The 23736-nt window shown below is 69.5% G+C and carries 21 protein-coding genes; 11 read left to right on the forward strand and 10 right to left on the reverse strand.

Features of this window, described 5'->3' with window-relative positions; translation table 11 throughout:
- The first annotated feature begins 82 nt into the window (after positions 1 to 82).
- Positions 83 to 457 carry a YXWGXW repeat-containing protein gene (locus GFK26_RS10130; RefSeq protein ID WP_153281857.1) on the forward strand — a complete coding sequence of 125 codons (375 nt, stop codon included), beginning with the start codon at positions 83 to 85 and terminating at the stop codon, positions 455 to 457.
- A gap of 39 nt (positions 458 to 496) precedes the next feature.
- Here the strand turns inward: GFK26_RS10130 and GFK26_RS10135 are convergent, their stop codons facing one another.
- Both GFK26_RS10135 and purU read right to left on the reverse strand, forming a co-directional pair.
- Positions 497 to 1741 (reverse strand): S1 family peptidase, encoded by a 1245-nt coding sequence (locus GFK26_RS10135; RefSeq protein ID WP_153281858.1) that lies wholly within the window; start codon positions 1739 to 1741, stop codon positions 497 to 499.
- Between the two features lie 22 nt (positions 1742 to 1763).
- A complete protein-coding gene (gene purU / locus GFK26_RS10140; RefSeq protein WP_153281859.1) occupies positions 1764 to 2621 on the reverse strand; it encodes a formyltetrahydrofolate deformylase in 858 nt (285 codons plus the stop codon).
- Between the two features lie 70 nt (positions 2622 to 2691).
- On the opposite strand from purU, the gene GFK26_RS10145 reads away from it, so the two are divergent.
- Positions 2692 to 4026 (forward strand): aminotransferase class III-fold pyridoxal phosphate-dependent enzyme, encoded by a 1335-nt coding sequence (locus GFK26_RS10145; protein ID WP_153281860.1) that lies wholly within the window; start codon positions 2692 to 2694, stop codon positions 4024 to 4026.
- Here GFK26_RS10145 and GFK26_RS10150 read toward each other — a convergent pair.
- The gene (locus tag GFK26_RS10150) at positions 4010 to 4780 is read right to left on the reverse strand and encodes a ChaN family lipoprotein (protein ID WP_228121959.1); all 771 of its coding nucleotides are present in this window, start codon (positions 4778 to 4780) and stop codon (positions 4010 to 4012) included. The genes GFK26_RS10145 and GFK26_RS10150 overlap by 17 nt on opposite strands.
- 118 nt (positions 4781 to 4898) lie before the next feature.
- Here GFK26_RS10150 and GFK26_RS10155 point away from each other — a divergent pair, with 118 nt between their 5' ends.
- Positions 4899 to 5954, forward strand: a complete 1056-nt coding sequence (locus GFK26_RS10155; protein WP_153281862.1) for an AbrB family transcriptional regulator — start codon at positions 4899 to 4901, stop codon at positions 5952 to 5954.
- 69 nt (positions 5955 to 6023) lie between these two features.
- Here GFK26_RS10155 and GFK26_RS10160 read toward each other — a convergent pair whose 3' ends face one another.
- The gene (locus GFK26_RS10160) at positions 6024 to 6305 is read right to left on the reverse strand and encodes a DUF3567 domain-containing protein (protein ID WP_056577200.1); all 282 of its coding nucleotides are present in this window, start codon (positions 6303 to 6305) and stop codon (positions 6024 to 6026) included.
- 110 nt (positions 6306 to 6415) lie between these two features.
- The gene (locus GFK26_RS34190) at positions 6416 to 6997 is read right to left on the reverse strand and encodes a DUF3108 domain-containing protein (RefSeq protein WP_228121960.1); all 582 of its coding nucleotides are present in this window, start codon (positions 6995 to 6997) and stop codon (positions 6416 to 6418) included.
- 713 nt (positions 6998 to 7710) lie between these two features.
- On the opposite strand from GFK26_RS34190, the gene GFK26_RS10170 reads away from it, so the two are divergent.
- The gene (locus GFK26_RS10170; protein WP_153281863.1) at positions 7711 to 8778 is read left to right on the forward strand and encodes a fumarylacetoacetate hydrolase family protein; all 1068 of its coding nucleotides are present in this window, start codon (positions 7711 to 7713) and stop codon (positions 8776 to 8778) included.
- 182 nt (positions 8779 to 8960) lie between these two features.
- On the opposite strand, the gene GFK26_RS34460 is transcribed toward GFK26_RS10170, so the two are convergent.
- Complete coding sequence (locus GFK26_RS34460; protein WP_153281864.1) at positions 8961 to 9749, reverse strand: helix-turn-helix transcriptional regulator; 789 nt, start codon at positions 9747 to 9749, stop codon at positions 8961 to 8963.
- Between the two features lie 84 nt (positions 9750 to 9833).
- On the opposite strand from GFK26_RS34460, the gene GFK26_RS10180 reads away from it, so the two are divergent.
- The 3 genes from GFK26_RS10180 to GFK26_RS10190 are packed head-to-tail and all read left to right on the forward strand — an operon-like array spanning position 9834 to position 12800.
- Positions 9834 to 11588, forward strand: coding sequence for an FAD-dependent monooxygenase (locus tag GFK26_RS10180; protein WP_153281865.1), 1755 nt, complete (start codon positions 9834 to 9836; stop codon positions 11586 to 11588).
- Positions 11585 to 11821, forward strand: coding sequence for a hypothetical protein (locus GFK26_RS10185; RefSeq protein ID WP_153281866.1), 237 nt, complete (start codon positions 11585 to 11587; stop codon positions 11819 to 11821). Before GFK26_RS10180 ends, GFK26_RS10185 begins: the two co-directional genes overlap by 4 nt.
- A 4-nt stretch (positions 11822 to 11825) precedes the next feature.
- Positions 11826 to 12800 carry a Bug family tripartite tricarboxylate transporter substrate binding protein gene (locus GFK26_RS10190; RefSeq protein ID WP_153281867.1) on the forward strand — a complete coding sequence of 325 codons (975 nt, stop codon included), beginning with the start codon at positions 11826 to 11828 and terminating at the stop codon, positions 12798 to 12800.
- Positions 12801 to 12821: 21 nt separating this feature from the next.
- Here the strand turns inward: GFK26_RS10190 and GFK26_RS10195 are convergent, their stop codons facing one another.
- Together GFK26_RS10195 and GFK26_RS10200 are read right to left on the reverse strand one after the other, a co-directional pair.
- Entirely contained in the window at positions 12822 to 13958 is a 1137-nt protein-coding gene (locus GFK26_RS10195) for a toxin-antitoxin system YwqK family antitoxin (RefSeq protein ID WP_153281868.1), read from the reverse strand.
- Between the two features lie 65 nt (positions 13959 to 14023).
- Complete coding sequence (locus GFK26_RS10200; RefSeq protein ID WP_153281869.1) at positions 14024 to 14437, reverse strand: VOC family protein; 414 nt, start codon at positions 14435 to 14437, stop codon at positions 14024 to 14026.
- A gap of 65 nt (positions 14438 to 14502) precedes the next feature.
- Between GFK26_RS10200 and GFK26_RS10205 the strand changes: the two genes are divergently transcribed.
- The 4 genes from GFK26_RS10205 (at position 14503) to GFK26_RS10220 (ending at position 19504) form a co-directional block, all read left to right on the forward strand.
- Entirely contained in the window at positions 14503 to 15747 is a 1245-nt protein-coding gene (locus GFK26_RS10205) for a TraB/GumN family protein (protein WP_153281870.1), read from the forward strand.
- Between the two features lie 11 nt (positions 15748 to 15758).
- Positions 15759 to 16130 (forward strand): DUF2946 family protein, encoded by a 372-nt coding sequence (locus tag GFK26_RS10210; RefSeq protein ID WP_153281871.1) that lies wholly within the window; start codon positions 15759 to 15761, stop codon positions 16128 to 16130.
- 120 nt (positions 16131 to 16250) lie between these two features.
- Positions 16251 to 18539 (forward strand): TonB-dependent receptor, encoded by a 2289-nt coding sequence (locus tag GFK26_RS10215; protein WP_153281872.1) that lies wholly within the window; start codon positions 16251 to 16253, stop codon positions 18537 to 18539.
- A 32-nt stretch (positions 18540 to 18571) separates the two neighbouring features.
- Positions 18572 to 19504 carry a copper chaperone PCu(A)C gene (locus GFK26_RS10220; protein ID WP_153281873.1) on the forward strand — a complete coding sequence of 311 codons (933 nt, stop codon included), beginning with the start codon at positions 18572 to 18574 and terminating at the stop codon, positions 19502 to 19504.
- 23 nt (positions 19505 to 19527) lie between these two features.
- On the opposite strand, the gene GFK26_RS10225 is transcribed toward GFK26_RS10220, so the two are convergent.
- Together GFK26_RS10225 and GFK26_RS10230 are read right to left on the reverse strand one after the other, a co-directional pair.
- Positions 19528 to 21258 (reverse strand): phospholipase D family protein, encoded by a 1731-nt coding sequence (locus GFK26_RS10225; protein WP_153281874.1) that lies wholly within the window; start codon positions 21256 to 21258, stop codon positions 19528 to 19530.
- Between the two features lie 92 nt (positions 21259 to 21350).
- Positions 21351 to 23255 carry an ATP-binding cassette domain-containing protein gene (locus tag GFK26_RS10230; RefSeq protein WP_153281875.1) on the reverse strand — a complete coding sequence of 635 codons (1905 nt, stop codon included), beginning with the start codon at positions 23253 to 23255 and terminating at the stop codon, positions 21351 to 21353.
- Positions 23256 to 23736: the final 481 nt, after the last annotated feature.

Below are 23736 nucleotides of genomic sequence, written 5' to 3' on the forward strand. Positions count from 1 at the left end.
ACAAGATTTCGCGCACCGCTTACAGGCGCTTCACACGGCCCCGGCAGCATGAAGGCTCCTCCAACAACCATGGGGCTTTCTCATGAAAACACTCGCAGTCGCTCTTTCCATCGGTGCCGCCTCGCTGCTGTCCGTGGGCGCCCTGACCGTTCCCACGGCCGCGCAGGCGCAGGCGGTGATCACCATCCAGGGACCGCCGCCCCCGCCGCGCTACGAGCGTGTGCCGCCGCCGCGCCGCGGCTACGTGTGGGCACCGGGTCACTATGAGTGGCGCGGCGGTCGCCATGTGTGGGTGCGCGGCATGTACGTGCGGGCCCGCCCGGGCTATGCCTACCGTCCGCCGGAATGGCGCGAGAACAATGGCCGCTGGGAATACAACCGCGGCCGCTGGGACCGTGACGGCGACGGCGTGCCGAACCGCGATGACCGGCGCCCGAACAATCCGTACCGCAATTGATTGATTGATTGAACTGATCGCGCGCGGCGTGCTGCCCGGCTAGCGGATGCTCACCAGCTCGAGCACTTCGCTGACCTGGAACGCGCCGCCGCTCGCGCCGCCGCGTGTCTGCACCTCGAAGCGGACGACGCGGCCCAGCTCCGGCGAGAACCACACGCTGGCGCGGTAGGCGCCGTACTGGTTGCCGCTCCAGGCGCCCGCGTTCGCGAAGCGCTGGGTGTAGCCGCGGTAGTTGATCTTCACCACCTTCACGTCGCGGCCGTTGACCGGCAGCGTGGCGCCGTCGTCGTCCACCACGGTGGCGCGCACGTCCATCTTGACGCGCGTGCCGCCCATGGTGGCGTCGTATTCCGAGGCCCACGGCGCATCGGGCTGCAGGCTCGGCCGGGCCCAGCCGCCCGGCGGCATGACGCTGTCGAACTCGCCGGCCACGGCCGTCGTGACGCTGACGACCTCGCCGCCGGGCTTTTCGACGTAGCCGCCGTTGTTGAAGCTGAGGCGGTCGTCGGTGGTGGTGGCCGGGTCCGCGCGGTAGATCACCTTGCGGTGCGTGTTGGTGAGGCGGTCGTGCAGTTGGTACTCCACGAGGTTCGGACGCTGCAGCGACGCTGGAGCCGGCTGCGCGGCGAGGCGCTCGATGGCGCGTTGGCCGCGCGTCGGCAGGTCCGCGATCCACGCGGCGGGCATGGCGAGGGTCGCCGGGGCCGAGCCCGCGACGAGTCCCACCAGGCGACCTTGCGCGTCGAACAGGCCGGCGCCTGCGAGGCCCGCCTCGGTCGGCGTGGCCAGTTGCAGCGATTCGAGCGCGCCCGCGGCATTGCGGCGCACGCCACCGAGCATGGACATGCCGAGTGTCAATTCACGACCGCGTGGCGCGCCGATGACGTACAGCGGCATCCCGACCTGCAGCGCGCCTGCGGGCACGACGCCCAGGGTCGGCGATGCGAGGTTCGCGACGCGCAACTGGCACAGGTCGCGTTCGACGTCCGGGTGCTCCAGCACGGCGCCGTAGCTCACGTTGTCACGGCGCAGCACCACGGCGCTGGCCCTGGCCAGCAGCTTGCAGCTGGTGACGGCTGTGCCCGGGCCGGTGGCCACCGCGCTGCCCGTGGCCATGAGCTTGCCCTGGGCGTCGCTGGGCTGCACGACCCAGACGCTGGGCGAGACGCGCGCAAACAGCACGTCGGGCGCCAGCGGGGCGCCGCTGCCGCGTGCGTCCTGGGCGAAGGTGGCGGGCGCTGCCAGAGCGGCAGCGAGGGCAAAAAGCGGAAGCTGCAGGCGCATCTGGGAGCGGCGGTTGGGTGGGTTAGCGGAAGACGACCGTGCGGTGGCCGTTCAGCAGCACGCGGTGCTCGCTGTGCCACTTCACGGCGCGGGCCAGCACCTGGCTCTCGGTGTCGCGGCCGCGGGCCGTGAGGTCTTCGACCGTGTCGGTATGGTCGGCGCGGGCCACGTCCTGCTCGATGATCGGGCCTTCGTCAAGGTCGGCCGTCACGTAGTGGGCGGTGGCGCCGATCAGCTTCACGCCGCGGTCGTGTGCCTGGTAGTAGGGCTTGGCGCCCTTGAAGCTGGGCAGGAACGAGTGGTGGATGTTGATTGCGCGGCCGGCCAGGCTCTTGCACAGGTCATTGCTCAGGATCTGCATGTAGCGCGCGAGCACCACGAGTTCGGCGCCCTCGGCCTCGATGATCTCCAGCTGCTTGGCCTCGGCCTGCGCCTTGGTCGCGCCCGTCACCGGGATGTGGTGGAAGGGCACGTTGTAGCTGGCGGCCAGCTGGTAGAAGTCGCGGTGGTTCGAGATGATGGCGCGCACGTCGATCGACAGCAGGCCGCTCTTCCAGCGAAACAGCAGGTCGTTCAGGCAGTGGCCTTCCTTGCTGACCAGGATCACGGTCTTCATCGGCTCGGCGGCGGCGTGCAGTTGCAGGCTCATGCCGAAGCCGGTGGCGAAGGTCTTCAGCTCCTCGCGCAGCACGGCTTCGCTGTGCGCGCCGCAGGCGAAGCGCACGCGCATGAAGAACAGGCCGGTGCCGTGGTCGTTGTATTGGGCGGCCTCTTCGATGTTGGCGCCGCGCTCGAGCAGGAAGCCCGAAACGGCGTGCACGATGCCCGTCCGGTCGGGACAGGAGAGGTTCAGGATGTAGGCGGGCGTAGTGGTCGTCATCAGGGGCAGGATTGTGGCAGGGGTGCCAGAATCGCGATTTTCCTCGACCACATAACCGCAGGAGCGAGACATGGCCTTCCAGGACTTCAACATGGACAACCAGTGGTTGCCCTTCACGCCCAACCGCCATTTCAGGAAAGACCCGCGGGTCTTCGTGGCGGCCGACGGCATGACGTTCACCACGCACGACGGCAAGAAGGTCATCGACGGCATCTCGTCGCTGTGGTGCGTGGGCGCGGGCCACAACCGCAAGCCGATCAACGAGGCGATCAAGAAGCAGCTGGACACGCTGGACTACGCCACCGCCTTCCAGGTCAGCAACGACAAGGCCTTCAAGGCGGCCGAGATGATCGCCGCGCTGGCCCCCGGCGACCTGAACAAGGTGCTGTTCTGCAACTCGGGCTCCGAGGCCGCCGACACCTCGATGAAGGTGGCGCTGGCCTACCATCGCGCGCGCGGCGAAGGCCACCGTAACGTGTTCATCGGCCGCGAGAAGGGCTACCACGGCGTGGGCTTCGGCGGCATGTCGGTGGGCGGCATTCCGGGCAACCGCAAGGTGTTCGGCTCGGCCTTCTTGCCGCGCGTGGACCACATGCGCTTCATTCACGACCCGGTGAACCACGCCTACATCCACAACCAGGAGCCGGTGTGGGCCGAAGACCCGCTGGTCGAACTCGAGAACCGCATCCTGCCGCTGCATGACCCGAGCAACATCGCCGCGATCATCGTGGAGCCAGTGGCCGGTTCGGCCGGCTGGTACCTGGGGCCGCAGGGCTACCTGAAGCGGCTGCGCGAGATCTGCGACAAGCACGGCATCCTGCTGATCTTCGACGAGGTCATCACCGGCTTCGGGCGCATGGGCACCAACTTCGCGTCCGACTTCTTCGGCGTGGTGCCCGACATGCTGAACTTCGCCAAGTGCGTGACCAACGGCGTGATTCCGCTGGGCGGCGTGATCTGCCGCGACAAGCTCTACGACGCGATGATGAAGACCGACGCGCCCGAGCATGTGGTCGAGTTCTTCCACGGCTACACCTACTCGGGCCATCCGGTGGCCTGCGCGGCGGCGGTGGCCACGCTCGATCTCTACAAGGAAGAAAACCTGTTCGCCCGCGCCGGCGAAATGGGCAAGGTGCTGGGCGATGCCTTCCACAGCACCTTCAAGGGCCTGCCGAACGTGATCGGCATCCGCAGCCTGGGCCTGGCGGCGGCGGTGGAGCTGGCGCCGATTGCGGGCTCACCGGGCAAGCGCGCGTACGACGTGTTCCTTGACTGCTTCCACAAGGGCGCGCTGGTGCGTGCCGCGGGCGACGTGCTGGTGATCGCGCCGCCCTACATCGTCGAGAAGCAGCACATCGACACGCTGGTCAACACGCTGGCCGATTCGATCAAGAAGTTCGCTTGAGCACGCCCGCGCAGTAGTCCACCGGCGGCAGCGCCGGCGTGCGCCAGGTGGCGTCGTAGGCTGTGTCGTCTTCGGCCGCACCGCCGGCCTGCAGGTGGACGGTTTTCACCGACACGTCCGTCGGCAGGTGCTGCGGCACGCCCAGCACCTTGGTGACGTGGCCGGCGCCGGCAATCAACACCACCGTCTTGCCCGGTTGGCGCGCCTTCACCACCGCCTGCGCCATGGCGCGGTCGCGCCCGACCTGGATGCGGGTCATGGGGCCGATCTGCGATTCGGGCAGCAGCTTGCAATGGCCTTCGCGCACGGCCTCCTGCTGCATGGCGTAGGCCTCGCCGTTGAGCTGCACGTCGAGCGAGACGTCGGCCATCGCGTCCTTCATGCGCGCACGCGGCAGGTTGGCGCCGACCACGGGCACGCCGGCGCGCACGGCCGTCATCACGCTGGGGCCGTAGCGCTTCCAGGGCCAGGCCTTGTCGTTCCAGCCGAGGGCCGTCTGCACCTGGGCTTCGGTCGCGGTGGCGGGCAGGCGGGCGCTGCTGCGGCCTTCCTCGGCCATTTCGAGCGCCAGCGCGGCGAGCTGGCCGCGCTCGGCCAGGGCCTGCACGGTCTCGCGTTCGAGCATGTGGTGTTCGAGGGCGTCGTGCTGTTCGCCGAGCAGCAGGGCATCGGCCGGCAGCAGCGCTGCGACGCGGCGCGCGACGGGCGCCTCGGCGGACAGCGCGGCGCAGCCGGCGAGCAGGGCGGTGGCCATCAGCGGCGCGAGGAGCCGGGAAGCGCAGTAAACGCGGGAGGGGCGAAGGAGCATCCCGCCATACTATGCCCCGCGCCCCGCCCCGGGATGTCGTCCTTTTCCGCCGCTTTTTCTTCCCGTGTCGTTCCGCTTTCCCTTTCGCGTGCTGGCCACGCTGCTGCTGGCGCTGGCCGCCGCCCTCGTGTGTGTCGCGCTGCACACCCCGCTGCCCTGGATGATCGGCCCGCTGTTCGCGGTGTCGCTGGCCTCGATCGCGGGCCTGCCGACTGCGAGCCACACGCCGCTGCGCAACATGGGGCAATGGGCCATCGGCACGGCGCTGGGCCTGTATTTCACGCCGGAGGTGGTGACGTTGGTGGCCGGCGTGTGGTGGGCGATCTTGCTGGCCATCGGCTGGGCGCTGCTGCTGGGCTGGGCCTTCGGGCGCTGGCTGCACCGCGTGCATGCGGCGCGCATGCCGCATGTGCCGGCGAAATCCATGAGAGCCACGACTTACTTCGCAGGCGCCATCGGCGGTGCGTCGGAGATGACGTTGCTGGCCGAATCGGCCGGCGCGCGCACCGACCTGGTGGCCGCCGCGCACAGCCTGCGGCTGATGGTGGTGACGGTGACGATTCCGTTCGCGATGCAGTGGAGCGGGTTGCACGGCCTGGAGATCAACCCGCCCGGCGTGCGCGAGGTGAACCCGGCCGGCCTGGCCCTGCTGGTGCTGGCCACCGGCGTGGGCGGGCTCGCGATGCGGGCGCTGGGCCGCACGAATCCGTGGTTCATGGGGCCGCTGCTGGTGGCGATGGGTTTCACGGTCGCGGGGCAGTCGCTGTCGGCCGTGCCGACCTGGCTGTCGAACACCGCGCAGCTCGTGATCGCCGTGAGCCTGGGCGTGCGCTTCAGCCGCGAGTTTCTGCACACGGCGCCGCGCTGGCTCGGCTCGGTGGCGCTGGGCACGGTCGGCATGCTGGTGCTGTGCGCCGGCGCGGCGTGGCTGCTGGCATGGGCGACGGGGCTGCATCCGGCCACGATGATCCTGGGCACCTCGCCCGGCGGCATTGCCGAAATGTCGATCACGGCCAAGGTGCTGCAGCTCGGCGTGCCGGTGGTCACGGCGTTCCAGGTGTGCCGGCTGGTGGCGGTGCTGCTGATCGTGGGGCCGATGTACCGGTGGACCGAGCGCTGACGGCCCGGGAGACAGGCAAAGAAAAAGCGCCCCGCGGGGCGCTCGTTTCATTTCGGCGGCGCAGGCCGCTCAGTGCACCAGCACCGGCGTGTGCGCCAGCTCGGCGTAGCCCTCGAGCGTGTCCTCGACCTCTTCCTGCGTGGGCGTGTTGAGCTGCCACGCGGCGATCTGCTGCTGGAACAGCTCGGCCCAGGAACCGTCGAGATAGACCTCCTTGCCGGAGCGCTTGTCCACGATTTCGAAGCCGTGACGCTCCAGCACGGGGCCGTTGGGCTTCGTGCTCGGCTCGTCGCCGTCGTTCGGCTGCACGTGCACGACGACGAAGGACTCGGAGTCGTAAAGCATGTTCATGGCGGGCCCTGTGAGGATGTCGATGGCGTTCATGGGGTTTAGATAGCAATCAACGCGCCAGTTTCAAGAACAGTTGTCGCCGCGCCGTTGATATGTGAGCCCTTTTTGCCTCAATTGGCGGGCGCTTCGGGCAGGGGTTTACGCAATTGGGCGTCAGCAAAATCCCCGTTTGACTCGGTTTGGCGGATGCGAACAGGCAAATAACCGTAGCGCGGGGCCAGCCAGAGTTCCAGTTTCCGGTCGAATTCCTTGCGCGGCGTCCGGGTGAGCTTGCGCGCGGTGAATTCGCCGGCCGGAAGGCTGAGCTGCTCCTCGTCGCCGACCTCGAAGACCCACACATCGCCGTCGCGCACGCCCACCGTCTGTACCGAGATCCGGGTGCCGGCCGGGTACCGCCCCGGGCTGGCCGCCAGCAGGCCGCCCAACTGCATCATGACGCTCATGCGGTCCTGCGCGCCCGGCTGCAGGGGCACGGGCGGGGCGTTGTTGCTGAAGACGATCTGGCCCTGGTCGCGCACGAAATGCGAGGCGACCTCGGCCTTGCGGCTTTCCGAATAGCGCTCGGGCTCCAGGCCCGAGGGGCCGATCTTTCCGGTGCTGTGCCAGTTCAGCAGCGTGAAAAACACCGCCTTGAGCGCGAGGCGCCCGTCGTAGCGGCTGCCGTCCTGCAGCCAGACCAGTTCGCCGAACACGCCGCGCTGCGGGGAGGCGCCTTTCTGGCCGGTGGCCTCGAAATCGAGCGTGACCGAGCCCGGAATCCGCAGTGCCTGGGTGCCGGCGATGGTGCCGGAGGCGCCGCTGCCGGCCGTGGTCGTGCCGCCCTGCGTTCCACCGGGCGTGTTGCCAGTGGCCGCAACCGGGGCACTGGCGGGGGTCTCGGGCGATGTTGCTCCTGAATCTGTAGCGACCTGCGCTGTCGGCTCGGGCGTTTCGGGGGCGGCGCTGGCGCCGGCGCGTCCGGCGCCAGCGCCGGGGCGGGCTTGGGCCGGGGCACCGACGCCTCGCGCGGGCGCTTGGGCTTGGCCGGTGGTGGGGCTTGGCTTCGACCGGCGCGGCGGCCGGTGCCGCGGGCGCTGCCGGCGCGGGCGGTGCGATCACGATCGTGCGCGTGATGAACTTGCTGGCCAGCGGCGAGGGCTCCGGCCCGATCGCCATCGGCGCCAGCCCGAGCAGCAGCAGGTGCGCCAGCGCCACCCCCAGCGTCAGCCCCGCGAGCGCGCGCCAGGACGGTCGTCCGGGCAGGCCGAGGGACAGCGGTGGGGGCGCGACGTGCGTCGACATGGGTGTGTGGAGTGGGCCGCGGCGCCGAGGTTCACGAAGACCTCTCGGTACACTGCCGCCCGTTCAACCAGTTTAGTAGGGGGCGTACCGCCGCGCCCTTGCTCCCCTAGCTCACGCCCGCATCATGAAACTCGCCACCCTGAAGGACGGCTCGCGCGACGGCCAGTTGGTCGTCGTCTCGCGCGACCTCACGCTCGCCCACTACGCCACCGGCATCGCCCACCGGCTGCAGCAGGTGCTGGACGACTGGGGCTTCATGAGCCCGCAGCTGCAGGACCTGTACGACGCGCTCAACCAGGGCCGTGCGCGCCACGCCTTTCCCTTCGACCCCGCCCAGTGCATGGCGCCGCTGCCGCGCGCCTACCAGTGGGCCGACGGCTCGGCCTACCTGAACCACGTCGAGCTGGTGCGCCAGGCGCGCAACGCCGAAGTGCCCGAGAGCTTCTACACCGACCCGCTCATGTACCAGGGCGGCAGCGACGATTTCCTCGGCCCGGTCGACGACGTGATCGTGCCAAGCGAGGCGATGGGCATCGACTTCGAGGCCGAGATCGCCGTCGTCACCGGCGACGTGAAGATGGGTTCCACGCCCGACCAGGCCCTCGACGGCATCCGCCTCGTGATGCTGGCCAACGACGTGAGCCTGCGCAACCTCATTCCGGCCGAACTGGCCAAGGGCTTTGGCTTCTTCCAGAGCAAGCCCGCCACCGCCTTCAGCCCCGTGGCCGTCACGCTCGACGAGATCGGCGCCGCCTGGCAGGACGGGCGCGTGCACCTGGCGCTGCAAAGCAGCTGGAACGGCCGCAAGGTCGGCCTGTGCGACGCCGGCCCCGAGATGACCTTCCACTTCGGCCAGCTCATCGCCCACATCGCCAAGACCCGCAACGTGCGCGCCGGCAGCATCGTCGGCAGCGGCACCGTGAGCAACAAGGGCGTCGAGAAAAACGGCCGCATGGAATGGCCCAAGGGCTACTCGTGCATCGCCGAGAAGCGCTGCATCGAAACCATCCAGGACGGCGCGCCCGCCACCGACTTCATGAAGTTCGGCGACACGATTCGCATCGAGATGAAGGGGCTGGACGGGCGCTCGCTGTTCGGGGCGATCGATCAGGAGATCGTGTCGACGGCGGGGCGGCCGGTGGAGGCGCCTGTGTCGTTGGTGAAGGCGGGTGAGGAATCTGCAGGAGATTGAAGCTTTGACCTCATGAGGTCAAAACTCATTGGATTGCTGAATGGTTGATCGATATTGCTCCCATGGGGGCAAAAATAGAGTGCGTCACTGGCTTGACGTGCGGGGCACTCGATCTGCTGCAGCTCCAGCGGTGGGCCACTTCAATTGCCTGACCGGCGGCTGAGCGCCACCGACGACACCGGTCAGGCGGCAGCCACCACGCCGCCCCTCAACAGCTCCTTCTGCGTCCGTATCCCCAACCGCCGGAACGCCCGGTACTGATGCGTGCGCACCGTGCTCAGTTCCACCCCGAGCGCGCGCGCCGTGTCCTTTGCGGTGCGCCCGGCCATCAGGTGGCCGATCACCTCGCGTTCGCGCAGGCTCAGCGTCAGCAGCCGCGAGGCGAGGGTGGGCGCGGCCGCTTCGTGCACGGCCGCGGCGCTGCGGCCGTGGGCGCTGGCGGCGTCGGCCAGCAGCGTGGCGTGGGCGGCGATGACGGTGAAGTCGGTCTCGCCGAACTCGGGCTGCGCCAGGCTGCGGTAGAAGCTTACCGCCACGCGCTGGCCGCTCGGGCGCAGCAACAGCACCGAGCTGCGCTCGCGGATGCCCACGTCGCCGTAGCAGGCGGCGCGGTAGGCGGGGTCGGCCACCTCGTCGCCGTGCTGGTGGCCCATCCACAGCTGCGCGCGTTTCGGCAGCTTGCGCGCGGCGAGCCACGCCATGTGGGGGTCGAGCAGGTCGAAGCGCTGCGCCACGTAGCGCTCGGCGGTACGCTCGGCCGTGTTCCCGTAGCTGCTGGCGGCCGAGACGGTCTCGATGCGGCCGGTGGCATCGACGCCGAACACGGTGCAGAAGGTGACGGGCATCACGCGGTGCATCGCCGCGAGGCAGCTGGCCGCCAGGTGCGGCGTGCCGATGCCCGCCAGCACGTCGCCGACGACGGCGGCCGACAACTGCGCGTCGGCGGCGGGATGGAGGCGCCAGCGTTTCATGGAGTGCTGAAGGAGGATTAGGGTAAATACCTCCTACGAAGTTATGACATTGGCGCAGGCGCTGCATCGGGACAATCCCGTTCCATGACCTCCACCCGTACCGCCGACGCCGCCACCGGCCCCGTGCCGCCGCCGTCCTCCGCGACCGCGCTGCCGCCTTCGGTCGGCGCTTTCCACTACACGCGCTTCGCGCCGCGCCTCCCGTCGCTCGACGCCGACGGCATGGAGCCCGGCAGCCACCCCGTCGTGATCGCGGGCGGCGGCCCGGTGGGCATGGCGCTGGCGCTGGGGCTCGCCAACCACGGCGTGCGCAGCGTGGTGCTCGAGGCCGACGACACGGTCTGCGTGGGCAGCCGCGCGGCCTGCATCTCGCGCCGCAGCCTGGAGATCGTGGAGCGCCTGGGCGCGCTGCCGGCCTTCCTGGGCAAGGGCCTGCCGTGGAGCGTCGGGCGCAGCTTCTACAAGACGGCCGAGGTGTTCCGCTTCGAGATGCCGCAGGACGCGCAGCAGAAGCTGCCGCCGATGATCAACCTGGAGCAGTACTACATCGAGCAGTACCTGCTGGACGAAATCGAACGCCGCAACGCCGCGACACCGGGGCTCGTGGACATCCGCTGGGGCACCGAACTCACGGCGCTCGCGCAGGACGAGGACGGCGTGACGCTCGACGTGCGCAACGCCGAGGGCGCCTACCGCCTGCGCGGCCAGTGGCTCGCGGCCTGCGACGGCGGCCAGAGCTTCGTGCGCAAGTCGCTCGGGCTGGCGCTCGAGGGCACGGGCTACGAAGGCCGCTACGTGATCATCGACATCGAGCTGCACAGCGGCCACCCGACCGAGCGCCGGGCGTGGTTCGACCCGCCGTGGAACCCCGGCTCGACCGTGCTGATGCACCGCCAGCCCGACGACATCTGGCGCATCGACTACCAATTGCGCGCGGGGCAAAGCACCGAAGACGCGCTGCAGCCCGCGGCCGTGGCCGAGTTCGTGCAGCGCCACCTCGACGCCATCGGCGAAGGCCACCTGCCGTGGAAGACGGTGTGGACTTCGGTGTACCGCGCCGGCGCGATGACGCTCGACAGCTACCGCCACGGCCGTGTCGTGTTCGCGGGCAACGCGGCGCATGCGATGCCGATCTTTGGCGTGCGCGGCCTCAACTCGGGCTTCGACGACGCCGACAACCTGGCCTGGAAGCTGGCCTGCGTGGCCAAGGGCCTGTCGGGCGCGGCGCTGCTCGACGCGTACTCGCAGGAGCGCATCGCGGCCTTCCACATCAACGCCGAGGCCGCGATGCGCAGCACCGAGTTCATGTCGCCGCCCTCGCGCGGCTTCGACCTGCTGCGCGAGGCGGCGCTGTCGCTGTCCGAAGCGCACCGCGGCATCGCGCAGCTCATCAACCCGCGCCAGACGCAGGCCGTGCGCTACGACGAGTCGGCGCTGTCGAGCGAAGGCGATGCGCTGCCTGCCGGGCCGCTGCCGGGCGAGGCGATGCCCGAGCAGCCGCTCGCGCAAGGCCACCTGACCGACTGGATCGGCCCCGTGTTCACGCTGCTGGTGCTGCGGCCGGATGTGGCGTCGCTGCCCGCCGCTGACATCGCGCAGGCGCAGCAAGGCGCCTTGCCTTTCGCGGTGCGCACCATCGGCAGCTTGGGGAGCAGCGACGGCACTGATGCGCAGGCGTCGCCCGCTGTCTTTGCCGCGCTCGGCGCGAGCGATGGCGCGGTCTACCTGCTGCGCCCCGACGGCCACGTGGCCGCGCGCTGGCACCGTCTGCCGGCCAGCGCGTTGCCCGCCGCGCTGGCGCGTGCCGCTGTCGCCACTTCACAGGACATTTCCGCATGACGACCTCTGGCTCTTCGCTCCACCCCGACGCCCGCGACCGCCTGTACGCCGAGTGCGCGCGCGCCATCACCGAAGCCGGTGTCGAACGCGAATCGCTGTTCCTCGCGCGGCTCGCGTTGCTGCTGTTCGAGCAGGTCGGCGACGAGGCGCGCTGCCGCGCCGCGCTGGCCGACGCATTGCGCGCGCTGCCCGTACCATCGCTGTCCGCTTCCGAACAACAACATGGAGATTGATCTCATGGATCGCCGCACCCTTCTCGCCACGCTCGCTTCCGGCGCCGCCGTGGCCGCCACCCCCTTCGCCCACGCACAGGACTATCCCGCGCAGCTCATCAAGTGGGTCGTGCCGTACCCCGCGGGCGGCGGCACCGACGTGATCGCACGCGTGCTGGCCGAGGCCATGCGCCAGACGCTGGGCCAGCAGATCGTGGTCGACAACCGCCCCGGCGCCTCGACCAACATCGGCGCCGACCTGGTCGCCAAGAGCAAGCCCGACGGCTACACGGTGCTCTCGGCCGACAACGCCGTGCTGGCCTTCAACGAGCACCTGTTCAGCAAGCTGCCGTTCAACCCCGAGAAAGACTTCACCTACATCGGCGCCATCGGCAAGTTTCCGCTCGCGCTGGTCGTGCACCCGGACTTCCCGGCCAAGACCTTCAAGGAGTTCCTAGCCTACGTGAAGGCCAACCCCGGCAAGGTCAACTACGCGTCGCCCGGCAACGGCTCGCCGCACCACCTGGCGATGGAAATGTTCAAGGCGCGCACCGGCACCTTCATCACCCACATTCCGTACCGCGGCGCGGCGCCGGCCATGGCCGACGTGATGGGCGGCCAGGTGCCATGCATGTTCCTGGACCTGGCCTCGGGCCTGCCGATCATGCAGGGCAACAAGGTGCGCGTGCTGGCCATCGGCTCGGGCGCGCGCAGCAAGCGTCTGCCCGACGTGCCGACGCTGGCCGAAGTGGGCGTGCCCAACACCGAGGTGTTCGCGTTCCAGGGCATCCTCGGCCCGGCCGGCCTGCCCGCCGCCGTGGTGAACAAGCTCAACAGCGACCTGAACAAGGCCTTCAGCACGCCGGCCGTGCAGAAGCGCTTCGACGACTTCGGCATGGAAGCGATGCCCGGCACGCCGGCGCAGTTCGCGGCGCTGTCGCGCGCGGAGTCGAAGCGCTGGGGGCCGATCATCAAGCAGGCCGGCATCAAGCTGGACTGATGCCGCCGAGGGGCGTTCACCTCAGCGGGTGAATGCCTTTCTGGAGCCGTCTTCGAAGACTTCGTCGTCGCGCTGCAGCTCGCCGTTCTCGTCCCAGCTGCGTTCGCGCGTCACGCGGCCCTTGTCGTCGAAGCTCGACTCGGCCAGCAACTCGCCTGTTTCATTGAAGCGCTGGTGCGTGCCCACGGGCACCTGCCGGCTGCGTCCCGGCGCGAGGTAGCGGCCCTGCGCGGCGCGCTGGCCGCTGTCGTAGAACTCGGTCACGTCGACCGTGCGCCCGCTGCCGGCGCCGCTGTAGACGGCCTTGCTGCGCGGCTGGCCGTTGAGGTGATAGCTGTCGTCGCTCACGGGCTCGCCCGAGGCGTTCCAGCGCTGGTCGCGCACCAGCGACCCGCGGTCGGAAAACTCCTGCTCGCGCTGGCGGATCGACGAACGACCGACCAGCAGCCACACGGTTTCGCGCCGCTTCACGCCCTCTGACGAAAAGCTGCGCTCCACGCGCCGGTTGCCGCTGGTCTCGTCGATCACCGACGGCTTGCCGTTGTCGTAGAACTCCTGCGTGCGCACGCGCTTGCCCGCCATGTACGAGAGCTTCGAGCGCAGGATGCCGCGCGCGTCGAACAGGTCGACGGTCGACGGCCCGCCCGTGAAGCCGCACAGCTTCGCATCGTCGGCCACCGGCGCCAGCACGGGCGCCTCGGCGCAGCGCAGCATCGACATCTGGCCGCGCTCGGTGAACTCGACCATGGCGCGCTCGCTGCCGCGGTCGGGGTAAAAGGTGGCGCGCCGCAGCTGGCCGCCGGGGTAGAAGCTGCGCACGAGGCCGCGCTCCTGGCCGTCGTCGTACGTGGCGTCGCGCAGCACCTGGCCGCCGGGTGCGAACTCGCGCGCGCGGCCCTGCATGTTGCCCTTGGCGTTGACGGTGTGCTCGCGCGCGAGCTTGCCCTTTTCGTAGAAGCGCACCAGGCCCATGAAGACGCCGTTCTGCACCTGCTGCTCGCGCTGGAGTTCGCCGCTGCCGCGGTCCTTGCAGCGCATGAGGCCGGTCTTTCCGGCGGTGCTGTTGCCATCGGCCGGGCTCACGCGCTGGCCGTTGAGCTCGCACTCCTGCTGCGCGTGGACGGCCGGGGTACCCAGCAGCGCGGCCCATGCGATCACGGCCGGGCCGAGGAGGGACGCGGCCGCCCGGGGCGCCCGAAGCACGGGAGCGGGCGGGCGCGGGGTCACTTGTCGTACAGGGTGTCGAGCGAACGGAAGCCCTTGACCTCGATCGGGTTGCCGAAGGGGTCGCAGAAGAACATCGTCCATTGCTCGCCCGGCTGGCCTTCGAAGCGCACCTGCGGCTTCAGCACGAAGTCGGTGCCGGCGGCCTCGAGGCGCCCGGCCAGTGCCTGCCAGTCGGGCAGCGCGAGCACGATGCCGAAGTGCGGCATGGGCACCATCGCATCGCCGACGCGACCGGTGCGGGTGGTCGCGAAGGGTTCACCGAGGTGCAGCGAGAGCTGGTGGCCGAAGAAGTCGAAGTCGACCCAGGTGTCGGTGCTGCGGCCTTCGGCGCAGCCGAGCACGTCGCCGTAGAAGCGGCGCGCGCCGTCGAGGTCGCGCACGTGAATGGCAAGGTGAAAGATGCTTTGCATGGTTTTGGATTATGGGCAGCGGTGCTGTGAGAATGCCGGACTTTCTTTCAATCATGGAGCTCGCCTTGCGGATACTCCGAGCCCTCGTCGCACCGCTGCGCCTGCTGTCGCGCGGCACCGACCGGCCGGCGCCCCAGCGCCTTCTTGCACGTCTGACCCGCCAGGCCCTGGCCGGTACCGGCGCTTGTTTTCTTGCGGTCGCGGCACATGCCGCCGCCTGCCCGCCCTCGGCCATCGCGAGCCTCGAGAAGCCCGGCATCGGCCTGCGCAACGGCGTCGATCGGGGCCTGCTGTGGCGCATCGAACGCGACGGCCGCACCTCGTGGCTCTACGGCACGATGCATCTGGGGCGCGGCGAATGGGTGCGACCCGGCCCCACGGTGCAGAAGGCGATGGCGCAGAGCGACACGCTCGCGCTGGAGCTCGACTCGCGCGACGAGGCCACGGTGCGCGCGCTGAGCCAGCCCGCCGACCCGGCCGCGGTGGCGCGCGTGCTCAGCGGCGAACGCGCCCGCCGGCTCGAGCGCCAGAACACCGAGGCCTGCGTGCCGCCGGGGTCGACCGCCAGGTTGCCGCCCATCCTGCAGGTCACGACGCTGACCGCGCTGGCAGCGCGCGCCGACGGCCTGTACGCGGAGTTCGGTGTCGACGAGACGCTGGCCGTCTCGGCACGCAACAGCAACAAGCCGATCGTCGCGCTCGAGAACGCGGCCGACCAGCTGCGCTGGCTCACCGGCGGCTCCGAAGCCGAAGAGGCCGAGCAGATCGACGCCATGCTCGACGAGCTGGAGTCGGGTCGGCTGCGCGGCCAGCTCAAGACGCTGGCCGACATCTGGGCGCGCAGCGACGCGGCCCGGCTGGCGCGGTACCCCGAGTGGTGCGAGTGCCTGAACACGCCGGCCGAGCAGCGCCTCATGAAGCGCCTGCTCGACGACCGCAACCCCGGCCTGGCCGACGGCATCGAGCGCCTGCATGCGGGCGGGCGCAGCGCGTTCGCCGCGGTCGGCGCGCTGCACATGGTCGGCGCACAAGGCCTGCCCACGCTGATGGCGGCGCGCGGCTTCACCGTGACGCCGGTGCTCACCGAGGCGCAGGCGCAGATGGCGCTGCCGATGCCGTCGCTCGCGGCGCCCGAGCCGCCGGCGCGCAAGGCGGTGCGCGGTGGCAAGAACGTCAAGGGACAGAAGGCGAGCAAGGGCCAGGGCCAGAAGGCTGCAGCGAAGGGCGGCGCCAAGCCGGCCGCGAAGGCCGCCGCGCCCAAGAGCGGCAAGCCCGCCCCCAAGGCCACCAACAGCAAAGTGCGCCGATAATCGCGACCGCCATGCACACGCTGCACCCCCACTCCCGCCTGATCGCCCGTCTCGGCCGGTGGATGCTGTTGTGGTTCGTGCTGTCGCTGGGCGTGGCGGTGGCGTCGCCGGTGGTGCATCCGCAGGCGATGGAGCTGGTGTGTTCCGGCGCCGGCACCATCAAGGTGGTGGTGCACACCGAAGACGGCGTGCAGGACATGGGCGCCACGCACATGGACTGCCCGCTGTGCGTGCTGACTGGCGCACCGCCCCCGCCACCCGTGGCGGCCGCGTTCGATGCGCCCCTGCCGCTGGGGCGCGTGCTTCAACCGATTCCCGCCGCGCGCCATGCCGCGGCCACGGCCGCACCGCTGCCGGCCCGTGGGCCCCCGCCTTCCGCCTGAGCGATCAGCAACAGCGCTGCCTGTCTGTGCACCCCGCGTGCGCGCAGGCGGCCCCCTTTGGCTTGAAGTTCGTGGAGCCGGCTCCCCTTGAAACCCCATTCCCGCGCCCTGGCGATCGCCATGGCATTTCCTCTCGGCGCGCCCGTGTGGGCGCAGCAGCAGCCTCCGCCGCCTGAGGCCGCCGCCGCCCCGGGCCGCGCGCTCGGCACCGTCACCATCAGCGGTGGCCGCCCGACCTCGCTGCCGACGCAGATCCCGACCACCATCGAAGGCGTGACCGCCGAGCAGATCGCCGAGACGGTCAACGCGACCGACGCGGAAGACGCGCTCAAGTACCTGCCGAGCCTGCTGGTGCGCAAGCGCTACATCGGCGACTTCAACCACGCGGTGCTCGCCACACGCGCTTCGGGCACGGGCAACAGCGCGCGCGCAATGGTCTACGCCGACGGCATCATGCTGTCGAACCCGCTGGGCAATGGCGCCACCTTCGCGCCGCGCTGGGGCATGGTGTCGCCCGACGAGATCGAGCGTGTCGACGTGCTCTACGGTCCGTTCTCGGCCGCCTACCCGGGCAACTCGGTGGGCGCCGTGGTCGACTACGTGACGCGCATGCCCACGCAGCTCGAGGCGCACGTCAAGCTCAGCGGCTTCGCCTCGAACTTCGACCTGGACAAGAGCCACTCGTCGCCGGGCGGCCAGCAGCTCGACCTGTCGCTGGGCAGCCGCAGCGGCGACTGGTCGTGGTGGCTCGGCGCCTCGCGCACCCACAGCAAGGGGCAGGCGCTGTCGTTCGCCAACCGGCTCGTCAGCGCGGGCACCGTCGGCACGGCGGGCACGCCCGTCACCGGTGCGGTGCTCGGGCTGAACCCGTCGAACCAGCCGTGGTGGCTGCTCGGCGGCACGACCGCTTACGACACGACCCAGGAGCAGGCCAAGCTCAAGCTGGCCTACGACTTCTCGCCCACGGTGCGCGCCACCTACACGCTGGGCGCCTGGCACAACACCACGCACGGCAGCACCGACACCTATTTGCGCGATGCGCTCGGGCAGCCGGTGTACGGCGGGCGCGTGAACCTCGGCGGGCGCACCTACACCCTCGACACGCCGGCCGCCGCCTTCGCGCCGACCGAGACGGCGCTCACGCACTACATGCACGGCCTCTCGGTGAAGAGCCACACGGGCGGCGTGTTCGACTGGGAAGTGGCGGCGAGCCTGTTCGACTACGCCAAGGACACCTCGCGCACGCCGACCGTGGCGTTGCCCGGTGCGTTCTACGGCGGCCCCGGTCGCACCACCGACATGGGCGGCACCGGCTGGCACACCTTCAAGGCCGCGGGCACCTGGCGGCCCACCGGCTCGGCCGAGGGCGTGGGCGCGCACGTGGTCGACTTCGGTGTCCAGCAAGACACCGCGCGGCTGCGCAGCGCCATCGGCAACACGCGCGACTGGATCGGCGGGCCGGCCGTGTCGCCGTTTTCCGCCTTCAACGGCAACACGCGGCTGCGCTCGCTCTACGTGCAGGACACCTGGCGCTTCGCCAAAGACTGGAAGACCACGCTGGGCCTGCGCCACGAGCGCTGGGAGGCGTACGGTGGCCAGCTCGGCAACGCGGCGCGGCTGCTCGACTTCGCGCCGCGCAAGAACAGCTTCGTCTCGCCCAAGGCCGCGCTCGCCTGGCAGGCCACGCCCGACTGGCTCTTCAAGGCCTCGACCGGCCGCGCCGTGCGCATGCCCACCGTGAGCGAGCTCTACCAGGGCTCGATCGAGGGCAACCGCATCGTCAACACCAACCCGAACCTGCGCCCCGAGCGTTCGTGGACCGCCGAACTGAGCGCCGAGCGCGACCTCAAGCGCTGGGGGTTCGACGGCGTGCTGCGCACGACGCTGTTCTTCGAGCACACGAAAGACGCGCTCTACACCCAGGCGCTCACCAACCTCGTGAGCACGATCCAGAACGTCGACGCCATCCGCACGCGCGGGCTGGAAGTGGCGCTGAACACGGTCGACGCGGGCATCCAGGGACTCGACCTGGGCGGCAGCCTCACGCTGACCGATTCGAAGATCACCGCCAACAGCGGCTTCCCCGCCAGCGTGGGGCGCGACCAGCCGCGCGTGCCCAAGGTGCGCGCCTCGCTGCTCGCCACCTACCGGCCCGATGCCAAGTGGAGCTACACAGTGGGCGCGCGCTACAGCGGCCGGCAGTACGGCACGCTCGACAACAGCGATCCGAACGGCATGGCCTTCATGGGCTTCTCGAAGTTCTTCGTGGTCGACGCGCGCATCCGCTACCGCATCGACCGCCAGTGGAGCGCCGCCGTCGGCATCGACAACCTCAACAACCGGACCTACTGGGCCTTCCACCCGTACCCGCAACGCACCTTCGTGGCCGAACTCAAGTTCGACCTTTGACCCTCACTTTTTCCTATCCAAGGACACACGCCATGACGAAGCCTTTCACTCCCACCTTCCACATCCTCGCCGCCTGCGCTCTGCTGGCCGGTGCCGGCGCCGCTGGCGCCCACGTGAGCCTGCCCCCGGGCGGCGCCACCGTCGGCAGCGAGTACAACGCCGCCTTCCGCGTCGGCCACGCCTGCGAAGGCGCCAAGGCCACCACCGGCCTCGCGGTGCGCCTGCCCAAGGGCTTCGTGCTCACCGACGCGCAGGCGCGCAAGGGCTGGAAGCTCGATGCGCCCAAAGCAGGCAGCGTCGAAGGCGAAGTGCGCTGGACCGCAGAGACGCCGCAGAACGCGCTGCCCGCCGCCGAGCGCGGCGAGTTCGTGCTGCGCGGCAAGGTGCCTGCCGCGCCGGGCCCGCTGTGGTTCAAGGTGCACCAGGACTGCGACGTCGGCAGCGTCGACTGGGCCCAGGTGCCCGCCGCGGGCAGCGCCACGGCCGGCCTGAAGACGCCCGCGCCCAAGCTCGACGTGGTGGCGCAGGGCGTGGCCACGGTCGACGTGCGCGACGCCTGGGTGCGCCAGTCGGTGCCGGGCCAGAGCGGCACGGGCGCCTTCATGAAGCTCACCGCGCCCACGGGCACGAAGCTGGTCGGCATCTCGACGCCCGCCGCCGGCGTGGCCGAGGTGCACGAGATGAAGATGGAAGGCGACACCATGCGCATGCGCGAACTGGCGGGCGGCCTCGACCTGCCGGCCGGCAAGACCGTCGAGCTCAAGCCCGGCGGCTACCACGTGATGCTGATGGACCTGAAGGGCGCGATGACCAAGGGCGCGACCGTGCCCATGACCCTGAAGTTCGAGGACGCCAAGGGCACGAAGACGACGCTGGAACTGAAGCTGCCGGTCGGTGCGCCCGAAGGTGCAGCGCCGGCGCCCGCGGCAGGCGGCGCGCATCAGCACCACCAGCACAAGCACTGACCCCCTTCGGTCTCGCCGGACCGTCAGAGCAACTGGTCCGGCGCCAGCGGACCGAACAGCCGCAGCAGGAAGCGCAGCGTGGCGCTCGCGTCGGGTTCGGTGTCCGTGTCCTGCAGGCCGCTGCCTTCGGGCGCGCGCCACACCAGCGCGCCCTTCACCAGCTCGACATGCCACGAGCGCTCGCGCATGCCGCGCTCGATCTGCTCGGCCGCCACGCGCGAGAGTTCGCTGCTGCGGATCAGCAGCGCGATCTCGGTGTTCTGCAGCTGCGAGCGCAGGTCGAGGTTCATGGAGCCGACCACCAGCAGCCGGCCGTCCATGACCAGCACCTTCGAGTGCAGCATCGCGCGTGATTCGCCACTGGCGCTGCCCGCGCTGCTGCTGCCCGAGGAGCCGAACACATTGCCGAAGTCGGTCTGCTCACTGCGCAACTCGTACAGCTCGACGCCCGCGGTCAGCAGCGCCTTGCGGTGGCGCGCATAGCCGACGTGGGCGATGGGCGCGTCGTTCGAGGCCAGTGAATTCGTCAGCACGCGGATGCGCACGCCGCGCGCGTGCGCCGCGGCAAAGGCCTGCTGCATGTCGGGGCCGGGCACGAAGTAGGGCGAGATGATCAGCAGGTCGGTGCGCGCCTGGCCGATCAGGTGCAGCAGGCCTTCGACCACCGTGTCGCCGCTGGACGCCAGGTCGGCCAGTGCCGCGGCGTTGCGCGACGGCAGCGCGGACCGACTCACCACGAGGTCGGGGTTGCGCATCGCGCCGGGGCCGCGGTCGGCCGGGATCTTGCCGGGCGCGTCGGCAAGCATCAGCGCCGGCGCCCAGACGAAGGTGGCGGTGCGCAGGTCGAGCGGCTTCTCGTCCCAGGCGCGGGCGCGCTGTTCGGCCGTGGGCGCCGCGCCGGGGCGGGGCTCGCCATCAGGCGGCTTCGGGAGGTTGCGGGCTTCGGCCGCTTCGTCGCCGAGTTCCTGGTCGGCGCGCCGCGCGCGTTCGCGGATGCGCTGGAACTCCTCGCGCGAGACCAGCGACTGCACGGGGTAGGCGCGCTCGTTGTTCCAGTAGCTATCGAAGCTGCGCGAGAGGTCCTGCACGATGGGGCCGGCCGCCAGCACGTCGACGTCGACGAAGTTGCCGGTGGTGGCATTGCCGAAGTAGGCGTCGCCCAGGTTGCGCCCGCCGGTCACGCCCATCACGTTGTCGGCCAGGAACAGCTTGTTGTGCATGCGCTGCTGGATGCGCGAGACGTCGCCGATGGCGTTGAGCATGCGGTTGAAGCCGGTGCCGCGCGAGCCCGCGAGTGGATTGAACAGGCGCATCTCGATGTTCGGGATGAACGCCAGGCCGAGCACCAGCGCGTCGCGGCCGATGGTGTGGAAGTCGTCCAGCAGGATGCGCACCCGCACGCCGCGCTCGGCGGCCGCCTGCAGCCCGCGCACCAGCCGGCCCGTGCTGGCGTCGGCGTGAATGGCGTAGTACTGCAGGTCCAGCGTTTTCTGAGCGCTCTCGATCAGCGCCAAGCGGCTGCCGTAGGCAGCCTGCGGACCGCCCAGCAAGAGGAAGCCCGAGTCGAAGCGGGCCTTGTCTGCCTGCCGCCGCTCTTTCAGCAGCGTGGCCAGCGCCGTGCCGTCAGGCGAGGCGAGCGCGCTTGAGACGGGGCGCTCCACCTCCTTCGGCAGCTGCGCGCAGGCGCCGAGCACCAGGATGGCCAGCAGCGCGACGCTGCGGCGGGCAATTGCGCGGAAGGAAGAAGAAGGCATGCGGCGAGATTTTTCCGGGGCCAGGGAAGGCGGTGCCGCATGTATAGCCGAGTTGGCGCCCGCCGGGGGTGGGACGGGCGGCCAACCGGTGCTCAGCGTCCGGCGCCGAGTTCTTCCTGGCGCTCCAGCGCAGCGAGCAGTTCGTCGTCGATCTTGGCGTGGCGCTCGCTCAGTTCGACCGCGCGCGAGGCGTCGCTCGCATAGATCGCACCGCCGTCGAGCTCGAGCATTTCGCTGATGCGCTTCTGTTCGGCTTCGAGGGCTTCGATCTGCGCGGGCAGGGCTTCGAGTTCGCGCTGCTCCTTGTAAGAGAGCTTCTTGCGGGGGCCGCCCGTGGGGGCGGCGGCGGGTGCAGCCGCGGGAGCCGGGGCCGGTGCCGCGGCAGGGGCCGGCGGTGCCGACGCGAGGCGCTGCTCGGCGATTTCGCGTGCGCGCTTCGACTGGATCAGCCAGTCTTCCACGCTGCCTTCGTACTCGCGCCAGCGGCCGTCGCCCTCGAAGGCGATCGTGCTGGTCACCACGTTGTCGAGGAAGGTGCGGTCGTGGCTCACGAGGAACACGGTGCCGTCGTAGTCCTGCAGCAGGCCTTCGAGCAGTTCGAGCGTGTCGATGTCCAGGTCGTTGGTCGGCTCGTCGAGCACCAGCACGTTGGCCGGGCGCGCGAACAGGCGCGCCAGCAGCAGGCGGTTGCGTTCGCCGCCGCTGAGCGAGCGCACGGGGGAGTTGGCGCGCGCGGGGGAGAACAGGAAGTCGGAGAGGTAGCTCTTGACGTGCTTCTTCTGGCTGCCGATTTCGATCCACTCGCTGCCGGGGCTGATGAAGTCTTCGAGCGTGGCGTCGAGGTCGAGCTTGTCGCGCATCTGGTCGAAGTAGGCGACCTGCTGGTTGGTGCCGCGGCGGATCTTGCCGCTGTCGGGCTCGAGTTCGCCCAGGATCAGCTTGAGCAACGTCGTCTTGCCGGCGCCGTTCGGGCCCAGCAGGCCGATCTTGTCGCCGCGCAGGATCGTGCCGCTGAAGCCGCGGATCACGGTTTTCTCGCCGAAGGACTTGGTGGCGTCGGTGAGCTCGGCCACGATCTTGCCGCTGGACTGGCCCGAGGCCACGTCCATGTTGACGCTGCCTTGCACTTCGCGGCGCGCGGAGCGGCTGGCGCGCAACTCTTGCAGCCGCGTGATGCGACTCTGGCTGCGCGTGCGGCGCGCTTCGACGCCCTTGCGGATCCAGATTTCTTCCTGCGCCAGCAGCTTGTCGGCCTTGGCGCTGATGATGGCTTCTTGCGCGAGCTGCTCTTCCTTCTGGAGGAGGTACTGCTCGAAGTTGCCGGGGTAGGAACCCAGCTTGCCCCGGTCGAGCTCCACGATGCGGGTGGCGACGCGGTTCAAAAAGCTGCGGTCGTGGGTGATGGTGACGACGCTGCCCTTGAAGTCGATCAGCAACTGTTCCAGCCACTCGATGGAGTCGAGGTCCAGGTGGTTGGTCGGCTCATCTAATAAGAGCACATCCGGCGCGGCTACCAGGGCCTGGGCCAGCGCGACCCGCTTGCGCGTGCCGCCGGAGAGGGAGCCGACGCGCGCATTGCGGTCGAGGTGGAGGCGGTGCAGCGTCTCCTCGACACGCTGTTCCCAGTTCCAGGCGTCGTAGGCTTCGATCTTGGACTGCAGGGCGTCCAGGTCGAGCCCGTCCGCACCGGAGAGGTACAGGTCACGGATGGCGATGACTTCGCCCAGGCCCTGGCTGGCGGCGGTGAAGACGTCCGCATCCATGTCCAGCGCCGGTTCCTGTGCCACGTAGGCGACGCGAAGGTTCTGCTGCAACTGGAGCGTCCCGTCGTCGGGCTTTTCCAGCCCGCCCAATATCTTGAGCATCGACGACTTGCCGGCGCCATTGCGGCCGATCAGGCCGATGCGTTCCGATTCAAGAAGAGAGAAGTCCGCATGATCCAGCAGCGGGACGTGACCGAACGCGAGCTGCGCGTCGAGGAGTGTGATGAGTGCCATGTGGCACGGATTATCGGAGGGGCGGGTGACGGCGCCTGACTGCCAGGGGAGAAGGCTTCTTTGTGGCCCTCTATATAGAGAGAGAGTCTGGAGTCATCCAGGAGAGGCGCTGACGACCAAGAAAGAGGCGTGAGGCTGGCGGTGAGCGAGGCGAGAAGCGCCTTCTTCAAATTCCTTTCGGCTTGCCTTGCAAGGCCCGAAAATTGTCATATACTCGTGGGCTTCGCTACTGAATACCTCTGGTGTTCGAAGCGACTGGAGCTCTCAGGAGTGCTGGTTGTGGGTGGTGAAGAAAGTCTTCGAAAGTTGACGCGGTTTGAAAAAACAGTGCATAATCGAAGGCTTCGCTGGAAACAACTTCAGCGACTTGAGCTGAAAGGTTCGGGTTGCAGGAGAGAAGGAGTGGAAAGCGAAAAAAGTCTCCGAAAGTTGACGCGGTTTGAAAAAACAGTGCATAATCGAAGGCTCCGCTGAAAGCAAC

It is taken from the genome of Variovorax paradoxus, assembly GCF_009498455.1.
GTDB lineage: Bacteria > Pseudomonadota > Gammaproteobacteria > Burkholderiales > Burkholderiaceae_C > Variovorax > Variovorax paradoxus_H.

Bases quoted from the DNA above. Each gene is read 5' to 3' on its own strand.
- GFK26_RS10130 (WP_153281857.1), top strand. From the start codon at position 83: ATGAAAACACTCGCAGTCGCTCTTTCCATCGGTGCCGCCTCGCTGCTG.
- GFK26_RS10135 (WP_153281858.1), bottom strand. From the start codon at position 1,741: ATGCGCCTGCAGCTTCCGCTTTTTGCCCTCGCTGCCGCTCTGGCAGCG.
- purU (WP_153281859.1), bottom strand. From the start codon at position 2,621: ATGACGACCACTACGCCCGCCTACATCCTGAACCTCTCCTGTCCCGAC.
- GFK26_RS10145 (WP_153281860.1), top strand. From the start codon at position 2,692: ATGGCCTTCCAGGACTTCAACATGGACAACCAGTGGTTGCCCTTCACG.
- GFK26_RS10150 (WP_228121959.1), bottom strand. From the start codon at position 4,780: ATGGCCACCGCCCTGCTCGCCGGCTGCGCCGCGCTGTCCGCCGAGGCG.
- GFK26_RS10160 (WP_056577200.1), bottom strand. From the start codon at position 6,305: ATGAACATGCTTTACGACTCCGAGTCCTTCGTCGTCGTGCACGTGCAG.
- GFK26_RS10170 (WP_153281863.1), top strand. From the start codon at position 7,711: ATGAAACTCGCCACCCTGAAGGACGGCTCGCGCGACGGCCAGTTGGTC.
- GFK26_RS34460 (WP_153281864.1), bottom strand. From the start codon at position 9,749: ATGAAACGCTGGCGCCTCCATCCCGCCGCCGACGCGCAGTTGTCGGCC.
- GFK26_RS10180 (WP_153281865.1), top strand. From the start codon at position 9,834: ATGACCTCCACCCGTACCGCCGACGCCGCCACCGGCCCCGTGCCGCCG.
- GFK26_RS10185 (WP_153281866.1), top strand. From the start codon at position 11,585: ATGACGACCTCTGGCTCTTCGCTCCACCCCGACGCCCGCGACCGCCTG.
- GFK26_RS10190 (WP_153281867.1), top strand. From the start codon at position 11,826: ATGGATCGCCGCACCCTTCTCGCCACGCTCGCTTCCGGCGCCGCCGTG.
- GFK26_RS10200 (WP_153281869.1), bottom strand. From the start codon at position 14,437: ATGCAAAGCATCTTTCACCTTGCCATTCACGTGCGCGACCTCGACGGC.
- GFK26_RS10210 (WP_153281871.1), top strand. From the start codon at position 15,759: ATGCACACGCTGCACCCCCACTCCCGCCTGATCGCCCGTCTCGGCCGG.
- GFK26_RS10215 (WP_153281872.1), top strand. From the start codon at position 16,251: ATGGCATTTCCTCTCGGCGCGCCCGTGTGGGCGCAGCAGCAGCCTCCG.
- GFK26_RS10220 (WP_153281873.1), top strand. From the start codon at position 18,572: ATGACGAAGCCTTTCACTCCCACCTTCCACATCCTCGCCGCCTGCGCT.
- GFK26_RS10225 (WP_153281874.1), bottom strand. From the start codon at position 21,258: ATGCCTTCTTCTTCCTTCCGCGCAATTGCCCGCCGCAGCGTCGCGCTG.
- GFK26_RS10230 (WP_153281875.1), bottom strand. From the start codon at position 23,255: ATGGCACTCATCACACTCCTCGACGCGCAGCTCGCGTTCGGTCACGTC.